Source organism: Flavobacterium salmonis (assembly GCF_903819435.1).
Classification (GTDB): Bacteria; Bacteroidota; Bacteroidia; order Flavobacteriales; family Flavobacteriaceae; genus Flavobacterium; species Flavobacterium chungangense.
The window spans coordinates 194,132-219,792 of sequence record NZ_CAIJDP010000057.1 but is presented as its reverse complement, the minus strand read 5'-3'; the positions used below and the strand labels follow the sequence as shown (position 1 = coordinate 219,792).

The window sequence follows — 25,661 nt, the reverse complement described above, 5'->3', positions numbered from 1 at the left end:
CTAGTTCTTTTTGATTTTAGATATGACAAAACATGCTCCTTTAAGCTTGTTATAATCTTTTTCATTAGTTGCTTTAATGTCATATCCTATTGCATTTAAATTTTTCTTCGCTAAATATAAACCTATACCTCTACCATCTCTTTTTCTAGTATAAAAGAGGTTAAAAATATCTTCAATCTGAGTCTCATCAATTCTTTCACCAGAATTCATTATTCTAATTTCATCATTAATTAAGTCAATTCTAATTTTTCTTTCACTTGATGGAATCAACCAATAATTAGCATTATTAATAATATTTAGAAAAGTTGGTTTAATAATTGAATCATAAGAGAAAAACTCATATTCTCTAAAAGCATCATTTACGTCAAAATCTATTTTATATTTTTTAAATTCATTTTCAAAAAAGTCGTCAATATATTTTTCAATTTGACTTCCTAGGATAACCTCTCTTGTTCTTCTTGACGTTTTATATAATGGTTTTAATAGTTTATAATTTCCTTCAAGATGTTGGAATGCATTTTTTAATTGATTAAAACTATATTCTATACCCTTATTTTTCTTCGAGTAGGCTTCTATTTCATTAACAGAATCTTGCATTTGAGAATACATAACATTAAATTGATGGTCAATAATTTCTATTGCCATTCCCAACTGTGCTAACTCTTCATAATCCTCTACTTTTTCTTCCAGTTTTTCATTTTGTTCCTGATACCAACCTCTTAAAAAATCATCGTCTACATCAATTTGTAAATTGGAAATATGTTTAGTAAAACCTTCAAATGAATTTTCAATATCTTTTTTATGCTCTTCAATAATATTCTCTAAAGCAATAATTTTTGTTGATATTTGGTTCTTTTCATCTGAATCTAATAGTTTATAAGATTCAGATTGCTTAATAAAAGATTCAACTTGAACTTTTTTCTCTTCGCCTAACTGTTTTTCAATTCTATTAAAGGAATCTTTTGATATATCTTTGAAACCAGAAAATTGCTTGTCTAAATATTTAATATGAGATCTATATTTTTCGTTATATTCTAATTTTAGATTTTCAACATTAATTCTTTCACGAGTTTTATCAATTATAGATTGACAATTTTGAACCTTACTATCAGCTGCGTAATATTTATTTTGATAATCTAAATATTCTTGTTCTTGTCTGGTTGTTATTTTTATTCCTTTTGGTTTTTGAATTTTAATTGCTCTTAATTCATTCTTTTTTGAGTCAAGATTTTCAAGTATTCTATTATAGTTGTTATAATTAATCTCTAATTGGTTAACTTCATTTGAGAGTTTGCCCTCAATTTCTTCAATTTCTTTTTCTAAAGCATCAACTTTACTACTATTATCTTTTAGGTTTTCTAGAAAAGCTTTTTTTGTTTTTGAATTTTTCTTTTTTGCTGCGTCTGCTTGTTTTTGATATTTAGCGTTTATCTCTCCAAGTTGATTTTCTCTGTAAGTGTCAAATTTATCGTCTTTACCAGAACGCATATATCGCTTTGCAATATCAATAAAGAATTCAATTAAATCATCCTTAAACTCTCTAAAAGCCTTGTTTTGTATAAATCCTTCTCTCCCTGCTTTATCAACAAGATTTGGGTTTTTTTCTCTAGTTAAATCTATATAGCCTATAAATCTTCTGTGACTAAAAAAATAGGTACCAGCATGTGCACTTCTTCTTTTCTCAAATTCTAAGAAATCATGTTCAGTTCTTCCATATGGTAATACTCTAAAATCATCTCGATAAATATATAAACCACCAAAAGCCTCGAGTTTACCATTAATAATTCCATACTGTTCCTGATTTAGAGTTGAACTCTTCAGCTCACCTTCTAATGAACCCCATTGAATTGAAAAAGGACCATAGGGAGTTTTTCCAGGTGGTCTATTGGGTTTAAAAGTATATTTCTCTCTTATATTAAAAACTTTAATTTCCCCAGAAAAGAAACCATTTTCATCAAATTCACCATTCAACCAATGGTCGGCATTTTGCATTTCTTCAGAAGTAAAGAAATCATCAATAATATTATACTTTCCTGAAGCGTCATAAATTAAAAAACTTGTTGTAAAATCTTTGCTTTTATTTTTCAAATCATTATGCAATCCACTCAATGAAGCTCTCAAATAATTAAAAGAATTGTCTTTTTTTAGAGAGACTCTATCTTTTTCTGAAAGTTCTAACAATTGTTCATGAGGAGTAAATATTATAAAGAAAGTTCCATGGTATTCACTTTTACAGAATTTTTCAATTATTTCTTCATCAATGAATTTTGGAATTTCAAATGATTTCCAATCTTGTAAAATTATGTTTCTATAATTTTGTTGTTCTTTCCATTTTTTTTCATCTAAATTCAATTCAAATTCTAAATTCGCACTTGTAATTTTGTTTTTGAAATCATTTTGTGATTCAAATGAAAACATTGGTATATTTAAATCTTCAAGAAAAAAGTCATAATTATCTAAAACTCTCCAATCCATCAATAACGCATTTGCCTTTTCTCCTTTTTTCTTTGAAATCATTAACATTTGAGAACCCAAATAAGATACAGAAAGGCGTCCTATTCCTTTTTCTCCCATTGGAGTCCTGCGATTTAAATCAAATACAGGTTGAATTTTTTCGTTTCTGGCTTTTGAATCAGTTCCTAAAACAAACCATTTATCTAGAATATCTTTTTCTGACATACCAAAACCATCATCACTTAAAACAAAAATTGGTTTTTTATTGTCTTTATATGAATCTAGATATAATTTACATTCTAAGTTTTTAGCATAGGCATCATATCCGTTTTTCCATAGTTCAGAAATAGCTGTAGGTAAATCAGCTATTTGACCTTTACCCAATAATTCTACCGCTCTAGCTTTAGCTCTGAAATTAGCCATTAATGTGATTTTTTATAATTGCTTCCCCAATGCATTTTGCATATTCAGGCGGAACGGCATTACCTATTAATCTAGCAATAGATGATGTACTTGTTCCGTGAAATTTATAATCTTTTGGAAATGATTGTAATGTTGCTCCCTCACGTAAAGATAAAGCTCTATCTTCTTCAGGATGTGCAAAACGTCCGTTAGATATACTTAAGAATTTTGTTGTTATAGTTGGAGAAGGTCTATCCCACCATAGACGACCGAAAGTATCTTTAAACCAATTATCTTTTCCCACAAAGCAAGGTAGCTGTAATTCTGAGTCATTAGCAAAACCTAGTCTGTTACCCCCATCTTTTTGAATTTTTTTTAATCTTCTTTTATTTATTTCAGAGATGGCAGGGACTGTATGGATGAATTCTGTGTTATCTTTGTTACCATCATTGATTTTAGGAAAACCATTAGGTTCTCCTATAACATCTCGAACAGTAACTTTTTTTCCTTCTTTTTTAATTGGATTTAACTTTTCTGAAGTAACTCTATTGGCTATTAAAGTGAATCTTTTTCGACTTTGAGGAACGCCATAATCAGCAACATTATGAACTTCAAAATGAACTTTATAATGATTTTCTTCTAGCCATACTATAAAATCTTCAAGGCCACTTTCTTTTTTCTTTCTTAAAACTCCTGGAACATTTTCTACAACTACATAACCTGGATTTAAATGTTTTACAAATCTTGCAAATTCAATTAATAGATTTGCCGACTTTGTTGATTTATCTCTGTTAGTATTAATTATACTCCAAAATTGACATGGACTACATCCAATTAATATTAAATCGTCGTCGTTTTTATTAAGATTTAATTTGATTTCAAGTTCTTCTTCCTTTAAATCAAAAACGTCTGCTTGAATAAACTGTGCGCCAGTTATATTGTCTTCATAGGTTTTTTTACAATTGGGTTCGAAGTCAATTCCTGCTAAAACATTTATACCTGCTTCAAGCATTCCATAGCTCATTCCCCCACCGCCACAAAAAAAGTCTACAGCTTTTAAAGTGTTAGTTTTATTCTCCATAATTAAATAATTCTTGAATATTTACTTCGAGTGCTTTTGAAAGTTTTTCGATAATTAGTAGTGAAACATTTCTTTTACCTTTTTCGATGTCAGAAATGTATGTTCTGTCGATGTTGGCAATATTTGCCAGATACTCAATTGAGTATTCTCTTTTTTCTCTTAAGGCTTTAATTTTATTGCCAAATTTTTCTTTCAATTCCATCAATGGATAAATATAAGTATGTGAGGACGATTGTCCTGTTGACAATTGTCCTCATGAAATAATAGTTTTCAACTTGATATTAACTACTGTTTCGAGTTTATTCCATAAAAAAACGCCAATCATTTCTGACTGGCGTTAAATATTATTTTTAGATCTTTTTATTTAAAACAAAATCCCTAGCCCTTTGGTACCCTTCACAAAGGAGCACCTACTTAAATTAGAATTCAAATCTAAAGGCAACACTTTTAAAAAAGAAAAGCCACTTCATGAGTGGCTTTTCTATAAATGATTATCTCGCATTTAGAAAATTTTCTAAATATGAATTATTTATTGATTAATTTTTTCAAGTTTTTGCATCATCTCATCCTTCTCTTTCAACATACGCTCGTACAATGCAATTTTTTCATCATATAATTGTACAATTTTATCAATTGGATTAAATGAACAGTTGTAATTTAACGAAGAAGCATTGTCATGATAGGTGTTTCCAATAATATTGAACACAGTTTCATCACTATAGTTCTTAATAGCTTCAGAAGTAACACCCAAAGCTTCCGCAATAGCATTCAGTTTTTCTTCATCAACAATCTCACTTCCTTCAATATTAGAAACAGACTGCTGGCTAACACCAATAGCAGCTGCAAGTGCTTCTTGTTTCATTCCTCTAAGCTCTCTGATGCGGCTTATATTTCTTCCAATATGTTTGGGTTTTGTGGCTGTGCTCATAGCTCAAAGGTATTTAAAATTCTTTATTTTTTTCTGTTTAGGTAAAGAACAAGTTTACTTTTATGAGATACAATTCCCGTTAGTTCGGGATGGTACAATCTATTGCTTACTTGCTGGTATATGAATCAAAAATACAATTTTTAGGATAAATACTAACTAAAAAAGTAAAATTATGAAAACTTCAACCGGCAAACTTCTGTAGGATAAAAATATCCAGACTTAAAAAAAAACAGCTGTATAGTAAGTTTAGGATTAAAAATTATATTTGTATAGCTATAACAGGATTTATTTAATAACCTGTATAGTTATTTTAGGACGACACATAGTTATTTTAGGACGACACATATAGTTATTTTAGGACGACACACATGTATAGATAGAGCATAGATAAAGCATGGATAAAGCATGGATAGTGCATGAAACTGGTTTCTTAAAAATGCGAGTAAAAGGTAGTTTGCTAACAAACAATTTTTTTAGTCAAAATTGTGTACGATTTAATAATTCCGGCTCCGCAAAAGAGTACTTTAGGAAATAAATTTCTAAAATTCCCTTATAAAAACAAGCGCCCTAGCCCTGATCGAAGCGGCATCCTTTTGTGGCGGTGTTCGCCATAAAAGATACATCGGAGAGCAGGAAATAGCTCCTTAAAATTGAAATTCCAAAATATAAACTCCAAATTCCAATCTCTTCTATAAACTATTGTGCAAATCTTTGTCGAGTTTCTTGCGGGGATTCCTCGTTCCTCGGAATGACAAACTGGGCTTTTTCTAAATGACAAGATTGTGTGTGAAATTATTATTTATCCTTCTTCCTCCATTTAATTTTCATTTTTCCGGCATCGTCTACAGCGAGTAAATGCAGGACGATTCCGCGTTGGCGAACGGCATCACGCTCGGCTTTGGTGGCGAGTTTGGCATCGTCTTTTGAGTTTCGGAGTGGGACGGTGAGGGCCAAATTGGTGCCGCGGCCAAAGGAATAAACGCCCTGGGCATCGAGGTTGAGAACGCTGGAACTAATGGTGAGTTTATTGACGTCGACCTGCTCGCCACGAAGTTTGAAATTGCCGGACAAATCGCTGAAGGTGATGTTCTCGACATCGCGAAACGGAAAGGCAAATTTCCCGATTTTCATAATAGGCTCAAAGTTTCGTAAAGCGCCCTGACTGACCTTGAAAACCAGATTTCCGTGTGCCGAATTGGGAATCAATTCGCCGTTGCTGTTGATTAAACCGGTTACATTGGCGTTGCTGGTGAGTTTTCCGCGGATGTTATTTGGCGTAAAAGACTTGATTCCGAAGTTGCTGAACGACTTTAAAAAGCTCGTGATATCAACCTGATTGACCTGCGCGTTTGAAGCGAAATTGTAGTTTTTGCCATTTGGAGAAACGGTGGAGCTAAAATTGATGCTTCCGCCACAAGTCTGCAGTGAACCGTTTTTGATGACAAGCCGGGAATCGATCATCTGAATTCGGGCTTTGGTGTTGGTTGCGGTCAGTTTGTTATAGGTGATTTTATCGGCTTTGATGCTGATGTCTACAATGCATTTTTCGATCGCAGTCCGCAACTGATTTGACATGGAACGTTTTTTGGCAGTGACTTTCTTTTTTTGGGAAGAGGCCAGAACGCCCAGAAATTGCCTGATGTCCAGACTTGGGCAATAAATGTTCCAGTTTACGACCATTTTTTCTGGTGCGTCATAATATAAATTCAGGAAATTATCGATTCTTCCGTCGATAAAAATCGTGTTTTTTTGGTGTTTGTAGGCGATTTTTTTAATGAGCAGTGCTTCTTGTGTAAACTCAAGCTGTACGTTGATTTTTTCGGTATGAACGTTTTTCGGAATAAAATGAAAAGAGGCATTCTGGACGTTTACGTTTCCAATAAAACGAGGTTTGGTGATGTACAAATCGACAATATCAAACTGAAATCTTAGGTTGGCGGAGGCGTGACCATCGGTAAAATTAATCCATTTTTCGGTGTTTTCTTCGTTAAGGTTTTCGATGTCAAAATCAGATTTTACGATTCCGGTTGCCAGTGGTTTGTCCAGATTATTAATCGATAATTGCGGAATTGTGAGCGGAACGTTTTTGTATTTTCCTGAAAAGCGCGTTAAAATGATGGCCGAATTGGCATCGCTAAAACCTGCTGCTGGTTTAAAATTATTGGTAAAAATGCCTTTAAAACCGCAATCGGTAATTAAGCCGTCGGGAATGCTGAGTTCGTTGTTTTTGACTTCGGCCTGAACAACAATTTTCGGATCGCCTTCGGCATTAAAATCGCCTTTGATGTCGCAATTCACGTCGATTTCCTTTTTTAAATTAAATCGGTTGAGCTTGGAACTGATGTTTGCCGAAAGTACATTGGAAGCATTTTTCCATAAAATACTAGTGTTGATATTGATTCCGAAAAGCGCATTGCCTTTGGCTAAATTGAAAAAAGCAACAATGTCAAAAGCATCTTTTCCGATTTTGAGATTCTCGGTTTTCACATCTATTTTTTCTTTTTCGGCAGCATAGGAAACGGCAAAAGTGCCCTGAAGCAATTTTTGTTTGGCGAAACTTCCGTGAACGGTATTAAAAGCGAGACTTTTGATATTGGTTTTCAGGAAAACACGGGTTTGCCAGTCTGCGTCATCGTATTTTACTTTCGATTTTAAACTGGCGATATCGAAATCAAATAATTTATGTCCGATGCGATTGTCCAATACAAAATGAACGTCGTTGAGGTCGACCTGATCGATTGTGGTTCCGGTTTCTGATGTCGCTTCGGGTGTTTTTTTCTTTTTGGGTTTAAAAATATTGGCGTTCGAATAGCCGTTTTCGGCTTTATAGACATAAATCTGTGCGTCGTTGATCAGGATTTTATGAATGTTGATTTCTTTCTGAAGCAAACTCCAAACGTTCAAACGGACTTCGATTTCGTTGGCTTTTAGTAACGTATGTTTATGGGTATTCCATTGATTGTCTTTTAATTCGACATCTTTTAGGGCGAGAGTGAAATTCGGGAAACCGGTTAAAAACTTATATTGAAAATCGCCAATATGAAATTTTCCGTTGATGTTCTCATTGATTTTAGTGTTGATTTTGGCTATGATTTCAGCTTTATTCCGATTGAAATAAAAGGATAATGCTCCGGATGCAATTACAACAAGCGCAATACATCCTAAAATAAAGAAGCCAAAACGTTTGGCGTACTTTTTAAAACGGACCGACTGCAAAAAGGTTTTTATTTGATGTAACGTTTTTTTCATCAGAAACGGTTTTGGAATATTAAAGATACGTTAAATAAAAGAGGTTATTTACAATTAAATTTGATGTTTTCTAGAAAATACTATGCTTTAAATAAGAGGTTTACTGTTAATATAAATATTGACAATACATTTATAATCAAAACTAATTTGCGAATGACGTTGGAATGATATAAAATTTCTAAATTTGTAGTAAGTTTTAAACCCATTAAAAATTGTTACCTTTAATATAGTTGAAGAAGTAACTTAAATAAAATTATTATGGCATTAGCAATAACAGATGCTACTTTTGACGAAGTAGTTTTGAAATCAGATAAACCTGTAATGGTAGATTTTTGGGCAGCATGGTGTGGTCCTTGTAGAATGGTTGGTCCAATCATTGATGAATTAAGCAACGAATACGAAGGTAAAGTTGTTGTTGGAAAAGTTGATGTTGATGCAAACCAGGAATTCGCTGCAAAATATGGGGTGCGTAACATTCCAACCGTTTTGGTTTTTCACAACGGTGAAGTAGTAGGAAAACAAGTAGGAGTTGCTCCGAAACAAACCTACGCAGATAGTTTAGATGCTTTGTTGTAATCGTAAGATTATGATTTATATAAAGAAGGTCTGACGAAAGTCGGGCCTTTTTTATTGGAATAAAATCGTAAAAGTAGTTCCGAATCCCGGTTTAGAGCTGACTTCGATTTTACAGTTAATAGCTGTTCCCAGATCTCTGATTAAATGTAATCCCAGACCAGACTTGATTCCGATGACTTCTGAATCATCATAAAGAGCTTTGAATTTTTCCAGATTTTCTCCCGGGCCGTTATCTGTTATCGAAAGATACGTTTGATTGTTTTCCTGCCAGGCTTTCCAGATTATTTTTCCGTTTTTGTTTTTATCCAGTGCTTTTACAGCATTTCCGGTGAGATTTCGGATAATGGCTTTCAGATAATTTTCATCGGTATTTAAAATAATGTTTTCGGAATTTTCAAATGAAATTTCGATATTTTCTATGGCTGAAAAATGCTTCTTTGTATCTTCGAATATAAGTTCGACTGGAATATTTTTAAAATGCGGTTTAAAATTTTCCATCTGGCCTTTGCTCCAAAGCAAAATATCTTCCATGGAGGATAGTAAATTTTCGGCTCCGGAAATTATTTTCGCCTGCATTCGTAAAGCAGTTTCTTCGTCAATGAGTTCCGGATTTTCTTTTTGAAGATGTAAAAAGTGAATCAGATTTGAAATCGGGCTTCGTAAATCATGGTTTAGAATTCCGAAGAATCTCGCTTTGATTTTATTGGCTTCATCGAGTTCCTGATTTAGGAGCTGTAATTTTTGATTTGTTTTTTTACGGTTTTGATTTTGTCTGAACAATAGTATTCCGATTATAAAAACCAATACAAGTCCCGAAATCAAATAGAAACGCTGTTTTCTGGCATCGTTAATCTGAATGTTTTTGATGGTATTCTGAGCCGAAAGGTTTTTTATTTCCTGCCCCTTAGTTTTATTCTGATATCGTGCTTCGGCATTGGCAATATTTTGTTTAGCCGACTCTCGCATCATCTCGTCATTGTATTTGGAGTAGATTTCTTTATAATAAAAAGCCTCTTTCCAAAGTCCGAGAGCTGCATAGCTTTGAGACAGTTTCTGATTGATGATAACAAAGAATTCCTTGTCGTAGTTTAATGCATCCTTTGATGCTTCCTTAAGTGTTTTAATAGCATTTTTATAATCTCCCTTTTCATATAAAACCCTGCCCATTATGGTGTTTGCCTCCATAAGAATTTCTTCGTCTGTTGACTTTTGTCCAAATAAAACAGCTTTTTTGGCATAATAATGAGCTTTGTAAATCTGTCCTTCATCTGCGTAATATTTAGACATGCTTTGGTTTGCAAAACTTAAGTTAAGAAACAGGGAATCTTTTGCTGAGGGGTAGGTGTAAATTAATTTATAATATTTTTTAATGCTGTCCGGCTGTTTTTTGGCAGCGTAACACTGTAATAAATAATTGCACGAAAAAGCACTTACGTAGGGAGATGTTTTAATGTAAGGTTTTGATTCGTTTAAATACTCAATGGCTTTATCAAATTGTTTCATTTTAACATAAGCACTCGCTATTTGGCAATAGGAGACACCTATGTTTTCTGTATTTGGGATGTTTTTATCCAGCCGTTTTTTATAGTTTATGGCTTTTAGTTGATAGCCTATGAAATTTTCATATTCAGAAGTATTCAAATAGTATTCGCCCAGACTTCCGTAAAGAACCGCGCGTACATAATTACTTTTCGTGGTGTCAAGTACTTTTTTAATGGTTTCAATTAATGCTTTGCCTTTTCTGTTTTCGTTTAAAGAGTAATAGATATAATTAAGCCGCATTAAAGAAGAAGTCTGATTTTCGATATGACGGACTTTTTGGGCATATTTCAGAGCATTTTCATAATTGACCAACGCTTTTTTATATTGGTTGTTACTGAATTCATAAGCAATTCCCTGATGCAGATAAAATGTGCTTAAATACTTGTGATAATTTTTTGAAAGTGCAATACCTTTTTGTGAAGCGATGATAAGTTTGGAATATTCTTCTTTGTCTAAAAGAGCCTGAGAATATTTAAGCCAGGCTTTTAGTTTCTGTTCCGTAGTTTTATATTTTGCTAAATTTGGTTCCTGCTGTGCAAAAACAGAAACAATTATAAAAAAAGACAAAATCAAAAAACCGGCTTTCTTCATCTAAATCAGGTTTAAGTTGTCTTTGTAGCTTCTGCCAACCGGAATGGAGATGTTATTGTTTAAAATAATTTCGGTCGAATTCATTTTCTGAATAAATTGTTTTTGCACAGCAAAACTTCTGTGAATACGAATAAAGGACTGAAAATGAGGTTCTTTCAGCAGGTTTCCTATACTAGATAAAACACAATGCCTTTTTCTTTCTGTAACAACTAAGGTATAATCTTTTAAAGCTTCGAGATAGAGAATTTCATGCAGTTTTACTTTGGTCTGCTCGTGACCTTCTTTGATATAAATGGTATCTCCGCCGATGCTGGCCTCAAAAAGAGAAGCTTTGAGTTTGATTTCCATAAATTCCTCAATGCGCTTCATCGTTTGCGTAAAACGATCGAGTTTTAATGGCTTTACTATAAAATCTAAGGTTTCGATCTGAAAACTTTCTACAGCATGTTCCGGATGTGCGGTTATAAAAATGCAAACGGGAATTTCGAGGGCATCTTTTCTGAATTCGATTCCGTTTAAACCCGGCATATCAATGTCCAGAAATAAGATATCTACTTTTTGTTTTTGTATAAACGGAAGTGCTTCTTCAGCAGATTCGAAAACACCTAGAATATCCAAAACCGGAAATTTTTTGGCAAAAGATAGTACCGTAAGTCTGTCAATTTCATCATCATCAACGATAATACAAGAGTATTTCTTCATCATTACAGCCTGTTTGGTGTTGTCTGTCTATTTAAAACGTTGTTTGTCTATTGGGTGTTTTTAACGAGATTTTATTGATTCAAATTTGTCCCGTAATTCAGTTGAAAGCAAAAATAAATCATTTTTTCCGACTTTGAACTTTACAAAAATAAATGTTATTGAATTAAAAAAGAACCATTTGAACCATTTTAAAATTAAAATTATTATGAAAACGCTTAAAACTATTTTTGCCATTTTATCAATTGCAGTATTTACTGTTTCATGCAGTAGTGATGATGATAATTCACCAAAATTTCAGACAGAAAATCCGTTAGCCGCTTATTATACGCAAACCGGTTTTACAACTTCAACCAATTTTATCAATTCGGGGGATTACGAATTCGGATTGGTATTTACACCAACAGTTAAAGGAAAAATAAAAGCGATTACGTTAAAACTTCCGGCTACAAATCCTTCTTTGCGTGTTACCATTTGGGATTATACAACAAAAACAGTATTGCGTTCCGAAACTTTAAATGTTGCGACTGCGGATGTTGAGGTTAAAAAAGTAATCAGTGAACTTGACTTGGAGAAAGACAAAAAATACCTGATCTCTATGAATTCTAATGACTGGTATAAAAAGAATAAAGCCGATAATTCTGCTGCTACATATCCTATTGTCGCCGGAAATATCACTTTTAATGAGTACAGATGGCTTTCGGGCACAGCGCAGACTTTTCCAACGACCATTGCCACTACGTATAATGCCGGAGATTTAAGTTTTGATTTTCAGCAGACAGAATAATTTTGGATAGTTTGAATTAGTATGTTTAAAAGGCCTGGCGAAAGTTGGGCCCTTTTTATGTTTTTTTGCCACGAATTCACGCATTGTTTAATAAGTAAAAATAGCAAAGCAAAAATTCGTGAATTTGTCGAGGATTTTTTATTTTTACTAATCTTATATTCCTCCAAAAATGAAAATTTTCTACAGCTTTCTCTGCCTTTTTACAATTCTTACATCCGGTTTTTGCCAATCAAAACAAAAAGAAAGTGTTTTTTTAGAAAATGGCGTTTCTGAGCAGATGGCTATTTTTCGAAAACAGAAGATTTCAAATGTTTCTTACGGTTTGTCTTTTGAAATTCCGCATCAGAAAAGTGAAAATATCAATTCTGAATTGAGTTTAAATTTGAATTTGGCAGATTTAAGTCAGCCTTTATATTTAGATTTTAAGGAGAAAACCCAAAACATAAAATCAGTTGCTGCAAACGGAAAAAATATAGCGATTGTTCATGAAAAAGGGCATATTGTAATTCCGGTTGAAAGTTTGACTTTAGGAAAAAATACAATTAATGTTTCATTCACCGCCGGAAATCTATCTTTAAACCGAAACGATGATTTTCTGTACACTTTGTTAGTTCCGGATCGGGCGAGTACATTGTTTCCGTGTTTTGATCAGCCGGACATCAAAGCAACTTATAAATTGAGTCTTTCGGTTCCAAAAGACTGGAAGGTTTTGGCTGGAGCCGATGTAAAAGAGACTGTTGAAAAAGGCGATTTTACTTTGTACACTTTTGGTGAATCAGACAAAATGAGTACGTATTTGTTTTCGTTTGTAGCCGGAAAATTCAATACCGTGACGCAGAAACCTGGTCTGGAAATGACTTTTTTATACCGCGAAAATGACCGAGGTAAACTGGAAAGCAGTACCGATACGATTTTTAATCTGCATCAGCAGTCTTTGGATTTTTTAGAAAAGTATACTAATTATAAATTTCCGTTTCAGAAACTGGATTTTGCTGCTATTCCGGTTTTTCAATATGGCGGAATGGAACACGTTGGTGCAATTCAATACAGAGAATCGACTTTGTTTCTGGATAACAGCGCAACTGACAGCGAAAAATTAAACCGTGCAAAATTGATCGCACACGAAACCTCGCACATGTGGTTTGGCGATTTGGTAACAATGAAATGGTTTGATGATGTCTGGATGAAAGAAGTTTTTGCCAACTTTATGGCAGACAAAATTATGAATCCGATTTTTCCGAAAGTCAATCATAATCTGCAGTTTTTGACGGCGCATTATGGAAGCGCTTACGCAGAAGACCGATCGTTGGGAACGCATCCGATAAAGCAGCATCTGGAGAATTTAAAAAATGCAGGATCTCTTTATGGTGCCATAATTTACAACAAAGCGCCAATTATGATGCGTCAGTTAGAGGCCTCAATGGGGGCAGCCGCTTTTCAGAAAGGAATCCAAAAATACATTCAGAAATACGCCAACGACAATGCCGACTGGAATAATCTCGTAGCAATCCTTGATGACGAATCACCACTGGATATGAAGAAATGGAGCGAAGTCTGGGTTAACAAATCCGGAAGAGCCATTTTTACAGATAAAATAGAATACGACGATCAAAACCGAATCAGGAAGTTTGAAATTATACAGCAAGCAGAAGATAAATCCAGCAATATCTGGCCACAGGTTTTTCAGATTGGTTTCGTTTATTCGAATGATGTAAAAGTGGTAACCGCAAATATTACAGCTAAAAGTCTGATCGTAAAAGAAGCTGCCGGACTTGAAAAACCGTTTGCCATTATTTACAATTATAATGGTTTTGGATACGGCGTTTTTCCGCTTGACGGGACTCATTTAAATTATATTTCGACATTGAAAGATGAGGTTGCAAGAGCTTCAGCGTACAGCAATCTTTATGAAAATACTTTGGTGGGGAACATTTCTCCAGACAGAGCTTTTGATTGTTTTGTAAAAGGAATTCAGTCCGAAGAAAATGAATTGGTGTTGCGAATTGCATCAGGGAATTTAAATACGATTTACTGGAGGTTTTTTACCGGAAAACAGCAAAAGAAAGTTCAGAATCAGCTAGTGGGTATTTTAGATGAACGTTTACAGGCTAATTTATCTTCGAACATTAAAAAAACGCTGTTCGGATTGTTTAGTTCGATTGCTTATTCAGATTCGGCGAAAGCCAGATTATATAAGATTTGGAATAAAGAAGTTGTAATTTCGGGATTGAAATTAAACGAAGATGATTATAGCAATATGGCAATGAATCTGGCAATTTTTAAGCATAAAAAAGCGGATGAAATTTTGGAGAAAACGAGAACTTCAATCACAAATCCGGATAAAAAGAAACGCTTTGAATTTCTGCTTCCGTCCTTGTCAAAAGACGAATCGGTTCGAAATGCTTTTATGGAATCGTTAAAAGACGATGCAAATCGCGAGAAAGAATCCTGGGTTTCTGTTGGTTTGGCAAACATAAATCATCCACTTCGTCAGGAAAGTGCTCGAAAATACATCAGATTTTCATTAGATTTGACAGAAGAAATCCAGCGCACGGGAGATATTTTCTTTCCGAAAGACTGGCTGGACAATACCGTTGGAAGATATTCATCGAAATATGCTTTTGATGAAATACAGCGATTCTTAAAAGAAAACCCTAATTTTAGTCCGATTCTGAAACGTAAATTGTTTATGGCGACAGATTTGCTTTATAAAGCACAAAATATTAAAAAAGAAACCGAATGAAAATTGAATCGGAAATAGAGAAAGTCTCCAGTTTTCAGCACCTTGAAATGCTGGCAAATCAGGTTGTGGAAGGTTTTATATCCGGAATGCACAAGAGTCCGTTTCATGGATTTTCGGCTGAATTCGCCGAGCATAAAGTGTATAATGCAGGCGAAAGCACCAAGCACATCGACTGGAAATTATTTGCCAAAACAGATCGTTTATATACGAAGCGTTTTGAAGAAGAAACCAATTTGCGCTGTCATATTATTGTCGATAATTCGTCTTCGATGCATTATCCTGAACTGAAATCGAATCAGTCTTTTTACGAAAAAAAGATTGGTTTTGCGGTTTTGGCTTCAGCAGTTTTGATGAATATTTTAAAGAAACAGCGTGATGCCGTTGGTTTAAGCGTTTTCTCCAATAGTTACGAATATTACGCCCCTGAAAAAGGAAGCGATCGTCACCACAGAATGTTATTAAACAAACTGGAACAATTATTAGAACATCCAAAAGTAAAAAAAAGCACAGATACTATTACGTATCTGCATCAAATCGCAGAGAAAATGCATCGTCGTTCGATGATTATTCTTTTTACGGATATGTTTCAGTCTGAAGATGATGAAAAACTCTTTAATGCCTTACAGCACTTAAAACACAACAAACATAAAGTCGTTTTGTTTCACGTTGTCGATCACGAAACCGAGCTGAAATTTGACTTCGATAACACGCCAAGAAAGTTTATCGACTTAGAATCAGGCGAAGAAGTTTCGATTTTTGCCGATAATGTAAAGCTGGAATATGAAAACAGGGCAGCAGCTTACTTTAAAAAACTGGCGTTAACCTGTGCCAAGAACCAAATTAAGTATGTTCCGGTCAATGTAGGCGATAATTTCGAAAAAATTCTGACGACATATTTGGTTGAAAAACAAAACTTTGGATGATATTTTTAAATTAAATTCAAATTTTTTTATCAAAACGCTTGCAGAAACGAAATTCTGTACTATCTTTGCAACCGCAATAACGCAGAGGTTTGGTAGTTCAGTTGGTTAGAATACATGCCTGTCACGCATGGGGTCGCGGGTTCGAGTCCCGTCCAGACCGCAATATTGGGAGAAGCCTTTCTTAACGGAAAGGCTTTTTTGCCCAAATACGGTATCTAAGATTAGTTGTGTTGTTTTGCTGAGAATTTGTAACTCTCAGCTCGGTTTAGTAGTTAGACCAATGAAAAGCTTTCCACTTTGTGGATGGCTTTTTTGATTTAGGGCATTTTGAAGTTTCTATTTTAATAGAAATCAGTGCATTAAAAAATTAACGTTTTTATTTGTTTAAAAAACGCAAAAAACCTTGCAGAATCAAAGTTCTATTGTATTTTTGCAGTCACAATAAAGCAGTGGGTTTGGTAGTTCAGTTGGTTAGAATACATGCCTGTCACGCATGGGGTCGCGGGTTCGAGTCCCGTCCAGACCGCTTTTAAAAAGAAGCCTTTCTTAACTGAAAGGCTTTTTTGTTTTTAGTTTGATTCCGGGATGTCGTTTTTTCTAAATCCTGTAAGTAGATAAAAATATTTTCACGCAGATTCTGCGGATTTTAGCAGATTTGCTTTTTAAAATTTTAGAAATAAATAATCTGTTTTGATCTATTTAAATCTTTTTTAAATCTGCGTGAAAAAACTGTGCAACTTTGCATGATTCAAAAAAACTTAGCGAATCTCTGCGAAAAACCTCTGTGAATCTCCGGGGAAAAACCGCTATCTTGCAATCGTTAAAAAAAAACATAATAAATATATGAGCCAGCAATGTGTAATTTTTGATATGGACGGGGTAATTTGTCACACCAATCCACATCATGTCGTCGCTTTTGAAACCTTTTTTGATAAATATAAAATTCCGTATACCAATGAAGAATTTGAAGAACATATGTACGGGAAACATAACGGATATATCATGACACATTTCTTCAAACGTCCAATTACGGGAGAAGAATTGGCTAAACTGGAATATGAAAAAGAAGCGATGTTTCGTGAGATTTATAAAGATAAAGTAGAAACGATTCCGCATTATTTTGAATTTTTAAGCGAACTAAAATCCCGCGGATTTAAAACAGCAGTTGCAACCTCTGCACCTCGGGCCAATTTAGATTTGATTGCCAATTTCCTGGAACTTGATAAAAAAATGGATTCGATGATGTCAAGCGAAGATGTTACGTTTCATAAACCAAATCCTGAGGTTTATCTGAAATCGGCAGAGCGTGTAGGCGTTTCTCCGTCTGATTGTGTGGTTTTCGAAGATTCGTTTTCGGGTGTTACAGCAGGATTAAATGCCGGAATGAAAGTTGTGGGCGTTTTGAGTACGCATACAAAAGAACAGCTTCCAGTATGTGATTTTTATATTAATGATTATAGTGAAGTGAATGTGGATAAGATTTTAGAATTGTTGGAGAAATAAATTCCAATTTTTTAAAGTACCAAATTCCAAACGATATGAGAGACCTTTATCAAAGTTTAAAACTTTGCCAAAGGTTTTTTTTCGCAATTCTTTAACCACAAACTTGTCATTTCTCGTTCTTCGAAATGAACAAACTAGATGAATTTCTTCATTTTAAAGAATAATATAACTCCATCAATAGCTGGAGAATTTTTTATATTTGAAAGAAAAAAACTTCTGCCAAAATTTCATCTGTTTTTGATCTTCAAAAACACTTCATTTCTAAACCAATTTTCATCTTCTGGAGTTTCAAAAATTCGTTTTGGAAAAAATAATGTCTGACCTTTTGATAGATATAAAAGATAAAGATCTTTTAATTCAAAAACTTTTATAAAGTTGTTTATATCAATTGTACTCTCAGATATTTCTCCCATATGAGAAACAATTTTATCAGGAAAGATTTCATGTTGTCTTTCGTTAAAAATAATCTTGTTTTCCTTTGAATTTGCAAATCTCCAAAATTGAAATAATGTAATTAGCGGATAGGCAAAACCAAATACGATTATGAAATTATCTGATGTGTCTTTATTATCCCTAAAAAGAAGTGCCACAGCAAGAAATAATATAAAAGCATATAGCCACCATCGTCTTTTTAATACAAGTTTGATAAGAAATAAAAAGTATTCGTTTTTTGTGAGTTGCTATTTTTTGGTTTTAATCATTTGTAGCTTTTGGATTTGCTATAAAATTAAAAAAATAATAAGGCTTGACCACAAAATGAGTTCAAATTAAATAAAGTTCTGATGATTTTTACAATATTTAAATTCTAAAATTATGAGTATAAATAATCTTTCAGAAGAAACAGAAATCAGACTAATCGATTTTTTCAAAAATAACATTAATCCCGGAGACATGGCTAAGGTAATACGGCAAGTAAATTATATATTGGCTTTAAGTGTATTGAGAGAATTCGAAACCTTGCAAGCTGAAATTAACAATCTTCAAAACAGTTTTTATTGCATGAATAAATTAGCCGAAGCTTTAGATCCCTATTTGGATTTAAAATTAGAGAAGCCAATTATAAGTCGTAAAATTTGTTAAGAAATGAGGCAAAAATTATAATCTGAATAAATTTTTATTATTCGTATAGCCACTAAAATCAGGTATTGAAAGTTTTTTTTAAAAAAAGTAGATTTTTTGATGTAACAAATAATATAGTGCTGCATCAAAAGGTAAATTTTTTTAAAAACAAACATCATGAAAACAAAATCAATCTTAATTATCGTATTTATGCTTATCGTTTCAAGACCTGTTTTTTCTCAAACTGCCTTTAAGTTAGAGGTGAAAGGAAAAGGTAATCCTGTTTTATTATTCCCTGGCTTTGGCTGTACAGGAGAAGTATGGAATGAAGCGGTAGCCGAATTGTCTAAAAACTACGAATGCCACGTTTTTACTTTTGCAGGATTTGGGAATGTTCCTCCGATTGAAGGCCCTTGGTTGTCTACTATAAAGGATCAGGTTATTGCTTATGTAAAAACTAAAAAATTAAAGAAAGCCATATTAATTGGTCATAGTTTGGGAGGAACTTTGAGTTTGTGGTTAGCGTCTCAGGAAACAAATCTGTTCAAAAAAGCAATTATTGTTGATGCATTACCTGCAAATGCAGCTTTAATGATTCCTAATTACAAAGGAGATATTATTCCTTATGACAATCCGCAGAGCAAGATGATGCTTGCTATGGATACAAATGCGTTCAATGCTATGAATACCCAGTCGGTTTCTTACATGTGCTTTAATAAAGAAAAGCAAAAAACAATTGCAGAATGGATGAAAACTGCGGATAGAAAAACCTATGTTTATGGTTATATTGACATGCTTAATTTAGATTTACGAAAAGAAATTGCTAAAATTAAAATTCCGGTAGTGATTCTCGCAGCGACAAATCCAGATATTAATACCGTACAAAATACATATAACAGTCAATACGAAAATTTACCGTCTGCTAAAATTTATTACGCAGAAAAAGCGGCTCATTTTGTAATGTATGATCAGCCGGAGTGGTTTATGGAAAAAGTAAAATCAGAAATAAAATAAGGTGAGTATCAAAGAACAATTTAACAACATATACAACAGCCATTATCCTAAGGTGTTTCGTTTATGTAAAGGTTATTTTTGTGGAGATGTAGCATTGGCTTCGGATGCGACTCAGGAAATCTTCATTAAGATATGGGAGAAATTAGACACTTTCCGTAATGAATCAAGTGTTAGTACATGGATTTACAGAATCACTGTAAATACCTGTCTCCTTTACTTGCGAAAATCATCTTCTAAAAAAGAAATAAGGACTCACATTCAGCCTCAGGTTGTTTCAGAATCGTATTCGGATGAAAAAGAAGAACAACTTCAACAAATGTATCAGTGCATACAAAAACTTGAAGAAATAAATAAAATGATAATTCTAATGACTTTAGATAGCGTAGAATATTCTGAAATAGCAGAAGTAATTGGTATAACCGAGGAAGCTCTTCGCGTTAGAATTCATCGAATTAAAAAAAGTTTAACTCAATGCGTACAAAATGAAAACATTTGAAGACTTACAAACTATTTGGAACCAGCAAATCGATCCAGATTCAAAACCAGTGGTCGCTGATATTGTTAAAAAAGCAGAGGAATATACCAAAAAAATTAAACGCAATCATTTTTGGACCAGAGTAATTTTAAGCGTAACCGCTGTGATATTAATCTTTTATTATGTTTGGGCAGGTGCTTATAAACAAACGTTATTTAGTTTAGGATTAAGCATTATGATTACGATGCTTATATTTCGTATTGTTTTAGAGTGGGTTAGTATGGAAAAATTAAAGAACCTGAAATCAGATGTTTCTTTGATTGAATACAGTAAGCTGGCACAACATTTTTATCAATGGAGAAAAAAAATTCATTACGTTTTTACACCGGTAGTTTATCTGATATATATTGCAGGTTTTACGCTCCTCTTACCTGTTTTTAAAGAAAGTTTTTCAAATGGGTTTTATCTTTACATACTAGTGAGTGGGTTTGGTTTTTTGCTGCTTTTCGGATTGCTTTTGATTAAAATGATTAAAAAAGAGATAGGGCTTTTAAGTTTTTTAAAAAATATCTCCTAAAATAAGGTAATTAAACATACAGAGTAAGAAAAAATTCCATGTTTCTTGCCCTCTGATTAATTCTAAAACCGCACAGCGCATTAAAGGTTTATAATGCTTATTACAACTTTTGTGAACCTTTAATGTTCTTTGCGTCATTTGCTGTCAACATTTTCTTTTCATTTACCACAGCTTTCTCATTGCTTAAAAATGTAAAATACACAATTAATCTGCTTTTGTTAAAAAAGTATCAGTCAAATAAATAAATATCTTTTATATTCGTAAAAAAATATTTTAATTAATTATTTATTATCAATTACATTATTTGCATTTTATGAGTAATACATCTACAAAGGGCATTTGGAAAGTGATTTCAGCTTCTTCAATGGGAACCATGATTGAATGGTATGATTTCTATATTTTTGGAAGTTTAGCCGTTGTAATTTCAACAAAGTTTTTTCCCAGCGACAACCCTACAGCAGCATTTTTATCGACATTGGCGACTTTTGCCGCAGGATTTGTAGTTCGTCCTTTTGGTGCTTTATTTTTTGGAAGACTGGGAGATATTATTGGTCGTAAATATACTTTTATGGCAACCTTGTTATTAATGGGTGGTTCTACTTTTTTGATAGGCTGTATTCCGAGTTATGAAACTATTGGATTTTTTGCACCTTTATTGGTACTTATTTTACGCTTGTTACAAGGACTTGCATTAGGCGGAGAATATGGTGGAGCAGCCACATATGTTGCAGAGCATGCGCCGAAGGGACAGCGAGGCTATTGGACCTCATGGATTCAGACCACAGCAACAGTTGGTTTGTTTATTTCACTGATGGTAATCCTGGCAACAAAAACGGTTCTTTCTGCTGAGGATTTTGACACTTGGGGATGGCGTGTTCCGTTTTGGGTTTCGATAGTAATGGTTGGCGTTTCTTACCTCATCCGAAAAAATATGGATGAGTCTCCTGAATTCGCAAAAGCAAAAAAAGAAGGAACTACAAGTGCCAGTCCGTTAAAGGAAAGTTTTGGAAACCGTTACAATTTAAAATTTGTATTGCTGGCTTTATTTGGAGCTACAATGGGGCAGGGAGTTGTTTGGTATACCGGACAATTTTACGCTATGAGTTTTATGAAAACTGTAATGAACATAGATTCTTCACAGGTTGATACTTTATTAGGAATTGCACTTTTATTAGGTACTCCGTTTTTTATTGTATTTGGATGGCTGAGTGATAAATTAGGCCGTAAATATATTATGATGGGAGGAATGCTGCTGGCCATTTTCCTGTACAGACCAATTTATAAGGCAATGTACACCACAACAGATACTACGCTTAAAACAGAAATTACAGAAAAAACAAAAACTACCGTTGAACTAACTCTTGCTAAAGATTCCGTTTACACGACTCATAAAGAATTTACTGACGGAACCGTTTCTATTGAAAAAAAGACGCATTTTGCTGCTAAAAAAGACGCTCAGGTTACTACCTCTGTTACTATTAATTCGAGTGACGAATGGAGTCTGATTTTCTTAGTATTTATTCAGGTATTATTTGTAACGATGGTGTATGGGCCAATCGCGGCCTTTTTGGTTGAAATGTTTCCGGTTAAAATTCGATATACATCCATGTCGCTGCCTTACCATGTTGGAAACGGAATTTTCGGTGGTTTGCTTCCTGCGATTTCGACTTATTTTGTGACTCATTCAAAAGCAGCAGGAAAACAGGACTTTTATCTGGATGGACTCTGGTATCCTATTGTAATTGCCTCTGTTTGTTTTGTAATTGGAATGATTTATATCGATAATAAAAATAAAAACTCTCACCTTTAATCTGCTGAAAAATGAATTTTATAAAAAGAGCCTTGGGAATTCTGTGGATCGTATTAGCAATTGCTGCTGCCTATTTTTGTGTTTTTGAATTTGGTCTGCCAAAATTTTTATCTGACCAGCAAGAGGATTTAGTATTTGGGATTATCATCCTGTTTATTCTGACTCCCTTAATTGTTTTGGGACTTGGAGTTTTTGGTTACTTTTCTTTAACAGGAGAATATGATAAAGAAAACTAACCTCTAAGAGTAATAAAAAACAAAAGGCTGTCCATACGCGGACAGCCTTTTTGCATTACTAAACTAACCAAAAGTTTATTTTTTAATAAACTTCATTACTTGTACTTCATTATTTTCATTAAGTGCTTTTACAATATATAAGCCCGGTTTTAAATCGCTTACGCCAAATTGAAAATCAGGATTTCCATTGGTTACAAAACTTTTTACCAATTGACCGGTGACTGCATAAATTTCAACTTTTACAGCAGTAGAATTCAATGTAAAATAATTTGAAACCGGATTTGGATACAAACTCACTGAATTTCTTTTTTCAAAATCTTCAATAGCCAGACTGGCTTGTTTATTTCCGTAAATTCTGAATTCACCTGCCGGAATACTTATTACAGCATTCACATCGGCAACACTTATTGTGCTATTGTCCATTAAATTATACCAGGTTCCAGAATACGAAAAACCAGTGGCAACGTTTTGTGTTGTTACATTAAAATTGGCTATAATCAATACATCTTTAAGCTGAGTAGAATTTAAAGCTGCATTGGTAATTTTAATGTTTGGATACAAAGAACTTGTATTTGCCATTGTAGCTGTTCCTGAAAATACCGGTTCTTTGGTTTTGAGCGTAATCATTTTGGCCCAGTCGTTGTAAATTTTATTTCGGGCAGTATTTCCGAGCCAGTTTCCTGTCCATTGTGGCTGAGGTTTGGTATCTAATTTACAGTCTCCTGAAATCGTCGCCGAAGCATCGTTTACGGTTCCGTTATTACAAGTGAAGATTGAAGAATCCCAGCCTAATTCGCCAAAGTGCCAGATCATTTTTGGTCCCGGAACCAGTAATGAAACTGCTCCAATAGCTGACATTCTTGACAAAGCCGTGCTTAATGATTTTACATTGTGTGCTGAATTTGTTGAATTCCCGTATTGAATGTTTTTATACATCAGACGCTCTTCATCATGGCTTTCGGTATAACCTATTAAACGATTTGAAGTAAAACCTCGGCTTGAACTTGTCATTCTGGAAATATTACCTGTGTATCCCATAGATAATTCATTATAAGCACCATTCAGATTACCCCACATCATGATTCCTTTGCTTGGCGATTCTGCAATTTTATAATTTGCCCATTGCTGTTCTTCCAAATCAGTTCCTAAATGCTCGAAAATAGTATAATGTGTAGGATTCAGACTCCATGAATAATCTGCGTATGATTTTAGAACATCAACTCTGTCCTGCTGATAAGCATTTGTACAAGTTTCATCTGAAGCCGTACAATTTTGCGTAAACCCTTTGGTTAAGTCCCAACGTAAACCGTCAATTTTATATTCTTCAACCCATTGTTTGATAACACGTTTTACATAATTCTGAGTTCTGATGGACTGGTGGTTAAAATCTTCTCCAACACTGTAACTGTGTTTGGCAGCAGTATTAAAATAAGGGTTTTCTGCGGTTGGTGATCCGAAACCGTCTCCGTCAGGATCATTCATCCACATTCTGACCATCGGATTTCTTCCGAAAGCGTGATTTAAAGCCACATCCAGAATAACTGCAATTCCGTTTTGATGGCATAGATCGATTAATTCTTTTAATTTATCCGAAGTTCCGTAGAATTTATCTAAAGCCATGTGGAAAGAAGTATTATAACCCCAGCTTTCGTTGCCCTCAAATTCCATTACCGGCATTAATTCGATAGCGTTTATTTTCAGGTTTTTAAAATAATCTATACGGTCAATGAGGCTTTGATAATTTCTGTTGGCATCAAAATCACGAACCAAAACTTCATACACTACCAGTTTATCTTTTTCAGGTTTTGTAAAATTGGTCACCTGCCAGTTGTATGGTGTTTGTCCGGTTTTTAAAACGGTTACTTCAAATTGCTGTCCTGATGGGTAAGCAGGAATATTTGGATAATTGGCGGCAGGAATGGAAGCATCATCATAAGGAGACAGAACCAAAGTAGAATACGGATCTGCCACTTTAACTAATGAAGGAGAATTGGCCAATGGTGTAGCATCTCCTACCCAATATTGAAACGTATTATTCGCTCCCGAAACCAGCCCTGATAATTCAAGCCAAAATTTCCCTGAAGTCGGGTCTTTTTTCATGGCATACATCGATGAAGGCTGCCAGTTATTAAAACTTCCGGCCACGTAAACAAAATCTTTTAAGGGCGCATCCAGAACTAAAGTTGCTTTTGTAGCATCGGCTGTGTTGTAATTGATTCCATCAGCCAAACCGGTAGGCATAGCTTCTGAAACCGTATTAGGATTTACAATAACCGAAAACTTTTTTGAAATGGTTATTTCGCCCTGCGTTACCAATAATTCATAACTCTGATTCGCTGTAATGTTAGTGTGGCTAAAGGAATAACTCGCCGTACTTGCATTTGTATTAATAGTGTTTCCGTTTGATTTTAATACATAGCTCGCAAAACCATTGGTATTTGTCGCAGCAATGTTAAAATTAGCCCCTGATACTAAAATAGCTGAGCTGTTTTCTGCAGGAGAAGTAAGTGTAACCTGAAAAGTACCTACTTCGACTAAAATATCCTGTGATTTTTTATCTCCGGTTCCGTCTTTGGCTTTGACCAAAAAACCGATTCTGCCAATTCCGGTTGCATTGTAATAGTTAACAGGAGTAATAGTTTTGGTGTAAGTGTCTGTTCCTGCATTATACGTAAACATACTCGCTGCGCTTGAAGCGGTCCATGAGCCGTTATTTGGTGTTCCTTTTGTAGTGGTGTCATTAATATCGAAACCCCATGCCCATAAATACAATTCGTGAGTTGCGGCAATGCCCCAGGTCGTTTCATTGATACTGCTTCCGTTTATGGTTATGGTAATCGTATTTGTTTCTTCAAAAGTAGTAGGGCTTACAGTATAGGTCACATTTTGCTGTTGAGCAAAGACACTTATTGTTAGTAAAAGAACTAATGTGAGTATAATTTTTTTCATAATAAGAGTGACTGGTTTAGTTAGTATTATAAAAAAAGGCTACCATTATAGATAGCCTTTTCA

At 34.1% G+C, this 25,661-nt stretch carries 20 protein-coding genes and 2 tRNA genes; 13 read left to right on the top strand and 9 right to left on the bottom strand.

What is annotated here, in order from left to right; translation table 11 throughout:
• From FLACHUCJ7_RS03580 to FLACHUCJ7_RS03560, 5 genes are all read right to left on the bottom strand, one after another.
• A complete protein-coding gene (locus FLACHUCJ7_RS03580; RefSeq protein ID WP_180907939.1) occupies positions 1-2,877 on the bottom strand; it encodes an ATP-binding protein in 2,877 nt (958 codons plus the stop codon).
• Positions 2,870-3,937, bottom strand: coding sequence for a DNA cytosine methyltransferase (locus FLACHUCJ7_RS03575; protein ID WP_180907938.1), 1,068 nt, complete (start codon positions 3,935-3,937; stop codon positions 2,870-2,872). Before FLACHUCJ7_RS03575 ends, FLACHUCJ7_RS03580 begins: the two co-directional genes overlap by 8 nt.
• Complete coding sequence (locus FLACHUCJ7_RS03570; protein WP_180907937.1) at positions 3,927-4,139, bottom strand: helix-turn-helix domain-containing protein; 213 nt, start codon at positions 4,137-4,139, stop codon at positions 3,927-3,929. Before FLACHUCJ7_RS03570 ends, FLACHUCJ7_RS03575 begins: the two co-directional genes overlap by 11 nt.
• Before the next feature lie 327 nt (positions 4,140-4,466).
• Positions 4,467-4,865 carry a helix-turn-helix domain-containing protein gene (locus tag FLACHUCJ7_RS03565; RefSeq protein ID WP_180907936.1) on the bottom strand — a complete coding sequence of 133 codons (399 nt, stop codon included), beginning with the start codon at positions 4,863-4,865 and terminating at the stop codon, positions 4,467-4,469.
• 795 nt (positions 4,866-5,660) lie between these two features.
• Positions 5,661-8,114 (bottom strand): AsmA family protein, encoded by a 2,454-nt coding sequence (locus FLACHUCJ7_RS03560; protein ID WP_180907935.1) that lies wholly within the window; start codon positions 8,112-8,114, stop codon positions 5,661-5,663.
• A gap of 252 nt (positions 8,115-8,366) precedes the next feature.
• Between FLACHUCJ7_RS03560 and trxA the strand changes: the two genes are divergently transcribed.
• Positions 8,367-8,690, top strand: coding sequence for a thioredoxin (trxA, locus tag FLACHUCJ7_RS03555; RefSeq protein ID WP_379780299.1), 324 nt, complete (start codon positions 8,367-8,369; stop codon positions 8,688-8,690).
• A 51-nt stretch (positions 8,691-8,741) separates the two neighbouring features.
• On the opposite strand, the gene FLACHUCJ7_RS03550 is transcribed toward trxA, so the two are convergent.
• Both FLACHUCJ7_RS03550 and FLACHUCJ7_RS03545 read right to left on the bottom strand, forming a co-directional pair.
• Positions 8,742-10,823 carry a tetratricopeptide repeat-containing sensor histidine kinase gene (locus FLACHUCJ7_RS03550; RefSeq protein WP_180907934.1) on the bottom strand — a complete coding sequence of 694 codons (2,082 nt, stop codon included), beginning with the start codon at positions 10,821-10,823 and terminating at the stop codon, positions 8,742-8,744.
• Positions 10,824-11,528: a LytR/AlgR family response regulator transcription factor gene (locus FLACHUCJ7_RS03545; protein ID WP_180907933.1), complete on the bottom strand. Its 705-nt coding sequence runs from the start codon at positions 11,526-11,528 to the stop codon at positions 10,824-10,826.
• A 202-nt stretch (positions 11,529-11,730) separates the two neighbouring features.
• Here FLACHUCJ7_RS03545 and FLACHUCJ7_RS03540 point away from each other — a divergent pair, with 202 nt between their 5' ends.
• The 6 genes from FLACHUCJ7_RS03540 (at position 11,731) to FLACHUCJ7_RS03515 (ending at position 17,478) form a co-directional block, all read left to right on the top strand.
• A complete protein-coding gene (locus FLACHUCJ7_RS03540) occupies positions 11,731-12,309 on the top strand; it encodes a DUF4082 domain-containing protein (RefSeq protein WP_180907932.1) in 579 nt (192 codons plus the stop codon).
• A 169-nt stretch (positions 12,310-12,478) separates the two neighbouring features.
• Positions 12,479-15,052 (top strand): M1 family aminopeptidase, encoded by a 2,574-nt coding sequence (locus FLACHUCJ7_RS03535; protein WP_180907931.1) that lies wholly within the window; start codon positions 12,479-12,481, stop codon positions 15,050-15,052.
• Positions 15,049-15,975 (top strand): DUF58 domain-containing protein, encoded by a 927-nt coding sequence (locus tag FLACHUCJ7_RS03530; RefSeq protein ID WP_180907930.1) that lies wholly within the window; start codon positions 15,049-15,051, stop codon positions 15,973-15,975. Before FLACHUCJ7_RS03535 ends, FLACHUCJ7_RS03530 begins: the two co-directional genes overlap by 4 nt.
• An 86-nt stretch (positions 15,976-16,061) precedes the next feature.
• Positions 16,062-16,135: transfer RNA gene (locus FLACHUCJ7_RS03525), tRNA-Asp, on the top strand.
• A gap of 292 nt (positions 16,136-16,427) precedes the next feature.
• Positions 16,428-16,501 (top strand) — tRNA-Asp (locus FLACHUCJ7_RS03520).
• A gap of 317 nt (positions 16,502-16,818) precedes the next feature.
• Complete coding sequence (locus FLACHUCJ7_RS03515) at positions 16,819-17,478, top strand: HAD family hydrolase (RefSeq protein ID WP_180907929.1); 660 nt, start codon at positions 16,819-16,821, stop codon at positions 17,476-17,478.
• A 227-nt stretch (positions 17,479-17,705) separates the two neighbouring features.
• Here the strand turns inward: FLACHUCJ7_RS03515 and FLACHUCJ7_RS03510 are convergent, their stop codons facing one another.
• A complete protein-coding gene (locus FLACHUCJ7_RS03510) occupies positions 17,706-18,068 on the bottom strand; it encodes a YcxB family protein (RefSeq protein WP_180907928.1) in 363 nt (120 codons plus the stop codon).
• Between the two features lie 223 nt (positions 18,069-18,291).
• Between FLACHUCJ7_RS03510 and FLACHUCJ7_RS03505 the strand changes: the two genes are divergently transcribed.
• The 6 genes from FLACHUCJ7_RS03505 (at position 18,292) to FLACHUCJ7_RS03480 (ending at position 22,649) form a co-directional block, all read left to right on the top strand.
• A complete protein-coding gene (locus FLACHUCJ7_RS03505) occupies positions 18,292-18,558 on the top strand; it encodes a hypothetical protein (RefSeq protein WP_180907927.1) in 267 nt (88 codons plus the stop codon).
• Between the two features lie 156 nt (positions 18,559-18,714).
• Positions 18,715-19,551, top strand: coding sequence for an alpha/beta fold hydrolase (locus tag FLACHUCJ7_RS03500; protein ID WP_180907926.1), 837 nt, complete (start codon positions 18,715-18,717; stop codon positions 19,549-19,551).
• 1 nt (position 19,552) lies between these two features.
• Positions 19,553-20,047, top strand: coding sequence for an RNA polymerase sigma factor (locus FLACHUCJ7_RS03495; protein WP_078227023.1), 495 nt, complete (start codon positions 19,553-19,555; stop codon positions 20,045-20,047).
• Positions 20,034-20,603, top strand: coding sequence for a hypothetical protein (locus FLACHUCJ7_RS03490; RefSeq protein ID WP_078227024.1), 570 nt, complete (start codon positions 20,034-20,036; stop codon positions 20,601-20,603). Before FLACHUCJ7_RS03495 ends, FLACHUCJ7_RS03490 begins: the two co-directional genes overlap by 14 nt.
• 313 nt (positions 20,604-20,916) lie before the next feature.
• Positions 20,917-22,413 carry an MFS transporter gene (locus tag FLACHUCJ7_RS03485; protein WP_180907925.1) on the top strand — a complete coding sequence of 499 codons (1,497 nt, stop codon included), beginning with the start codon at positions 20,917-20,919 and terminating at the stop codon, positions 22,411-22,413.
• Between the two features lie 11 nt (positions 22,414-22,424).
• Positions 22,425-22,649 carry a DUF6814 family protein gene (locus tag FLACHUCJ7_RS03480; RefSeq protein WP_031454172.1) on the top strand — a complete coding sequence of 75 codons (225 nt, stop codon included), beginning with the start codon at positions 22,425-22,427 and terminating at the stop codon, positions 22,647-22,649.
• A gap of 75 nt (positions 22,650-22,724) precedes the next feature.
• Here FLACHUCJ7_RS03480 and FLACHUCJ7_RS03475 read toward each other — a convergent pair whose 3' ends face one another.
• Positions 22,725-25,598 (bottom strand): alpha-amylase family glycosyl hydrolase, encoded by a 2,874-nt coding sequence (locus FLACHUCJ7_RS03475; RefSeq protein ID WP_180907924.1) that lies wholly within the window; start codon positions 25,596-25,598, stop codon positions 22,725-22,727.
• Between the last annotated feature and the right edge of the window lie 63 nt (positions 25,599-25,661).

Coding starts and splice junctions, on each gene's coding strand:
- FLACHUCJ7_RS03505 (WP_180907927.1), top strand. CDS start 18,292: ATGAGTATAAATAATCTTTCAGAAGAAACAGAAATCAGACTAATCGAT.
- FLACHUCJ7_RS03480 (WP_031454172.1), top strand. CDS start 22,425: ATGAATTTTATAAAAAGAGCCTTGGGAATTCTGTGGATCGTATTAGCA.
- FLACHUCJ7_RS03500 (WP_180907926.1), top strand. CDS start 18,715: ATGAAAACAAAATCAATCTTAATTATCGTATTTATGCTTATCGTTTCA.
- FLACHUCJ7_RS03560 (WP_180907935.1), bottom strand. CDS start 8,114: ATGAAAAAAACGTTACATCAAATAAAAACCTTTTTGCAGTCGGTCCGT.
- FLACHUCJ7_RS03570 (WP_180907937.1), bottom strand. CDS start 4,139: ATGGAATTGAAAGAAAAATTTGGCAATAAAATTAAAGCCTTAAGAGAA.
- FLACHUCJ7_RS03540 (WP_180907932.1), top strand. CDS start 11,731: ATGAAAACGCTTAAAACTATTTTTGCCATTTTATCAATTGCAGTATTT.
- FLACHUCJ7_RS03565 (WP_180907936.1), bottom strand. CDS start 4,865: ATGAGCACAGCCACAAAACCCAAACATATTGGAAGAAATATAAGCCGC.
- FLACHUCJ7_RS03485 (WP_180907925.1), top strand. CDS start 20,917: ATGAGTAATACATCTACAAAGGGCATTTGGAAAGTGATTTCAGCTTCT.
- FLACHUCJ7_RS03515 (WP_180907929.1), top strand. CDS start 16,819: ATGAGCCAGCAATGTGTAATTTTTGATATGGACGGGGTAATTTGTCAC.
- FLACHUCJ7_RS03545 (WP_180907933.1), bottom strand. CDS start 11,528: ATGATGAAGAAATACTCTTGTATTATCGTTGATGATGATGAAATTGAC.
- FLACHUCJ7_RS03575 (WP_180907938.1), bottom strand. CDS start 3,937: ATGGAGAATAAAACTAACACTTTAAAAGCTGTAGACTTTTTTTGTGGC.
- FLACHUCJ7_RS03490 (WP_078227024.1), top strand. CDS start 20,034: ATGAAAACATTTGAAGACTTACAAACTATTTGGAACCAGCAAATCGAT.
- FLACHUCJ7_RS03580 (WP_180907939.1), bottom strand. CDS start 2,877: ATGGCTAATTTCAGAGCTAAAGCTAGAGCGGTAGAATTATTGGGTAAA.
- FLACHUCJ7_RS03550 (WP_180907934.1), bottom strand. CDS start 10,823: ATGAAGAAAGCCGGTTTTTTGATTTTGTCTTTTTTTATAATTGTTTCT.
- FLACHUCJ7_RS03535 (WP_180907931.1), top strand. CDS start 12,479: ATGAAAATTTTCTACAGCTTTCTCTGCCTTTTTACAATTCTTACATCC.
- FLACHUCJ7_RS03530 (WP_180907930.1), top strand. CDS start 15,049: ATGAAAATTGAATCGGAAATAGAGAAAGTCTCCAGTTTTCAGCACCTT.
- FLACHUCJ7_RS03475 (WP_180907924.1), bottom strand. CDS start 25,598: ATGAAAAAAATTATACTCACATTAGTTCTTTTACTAACAATAAGTGTC.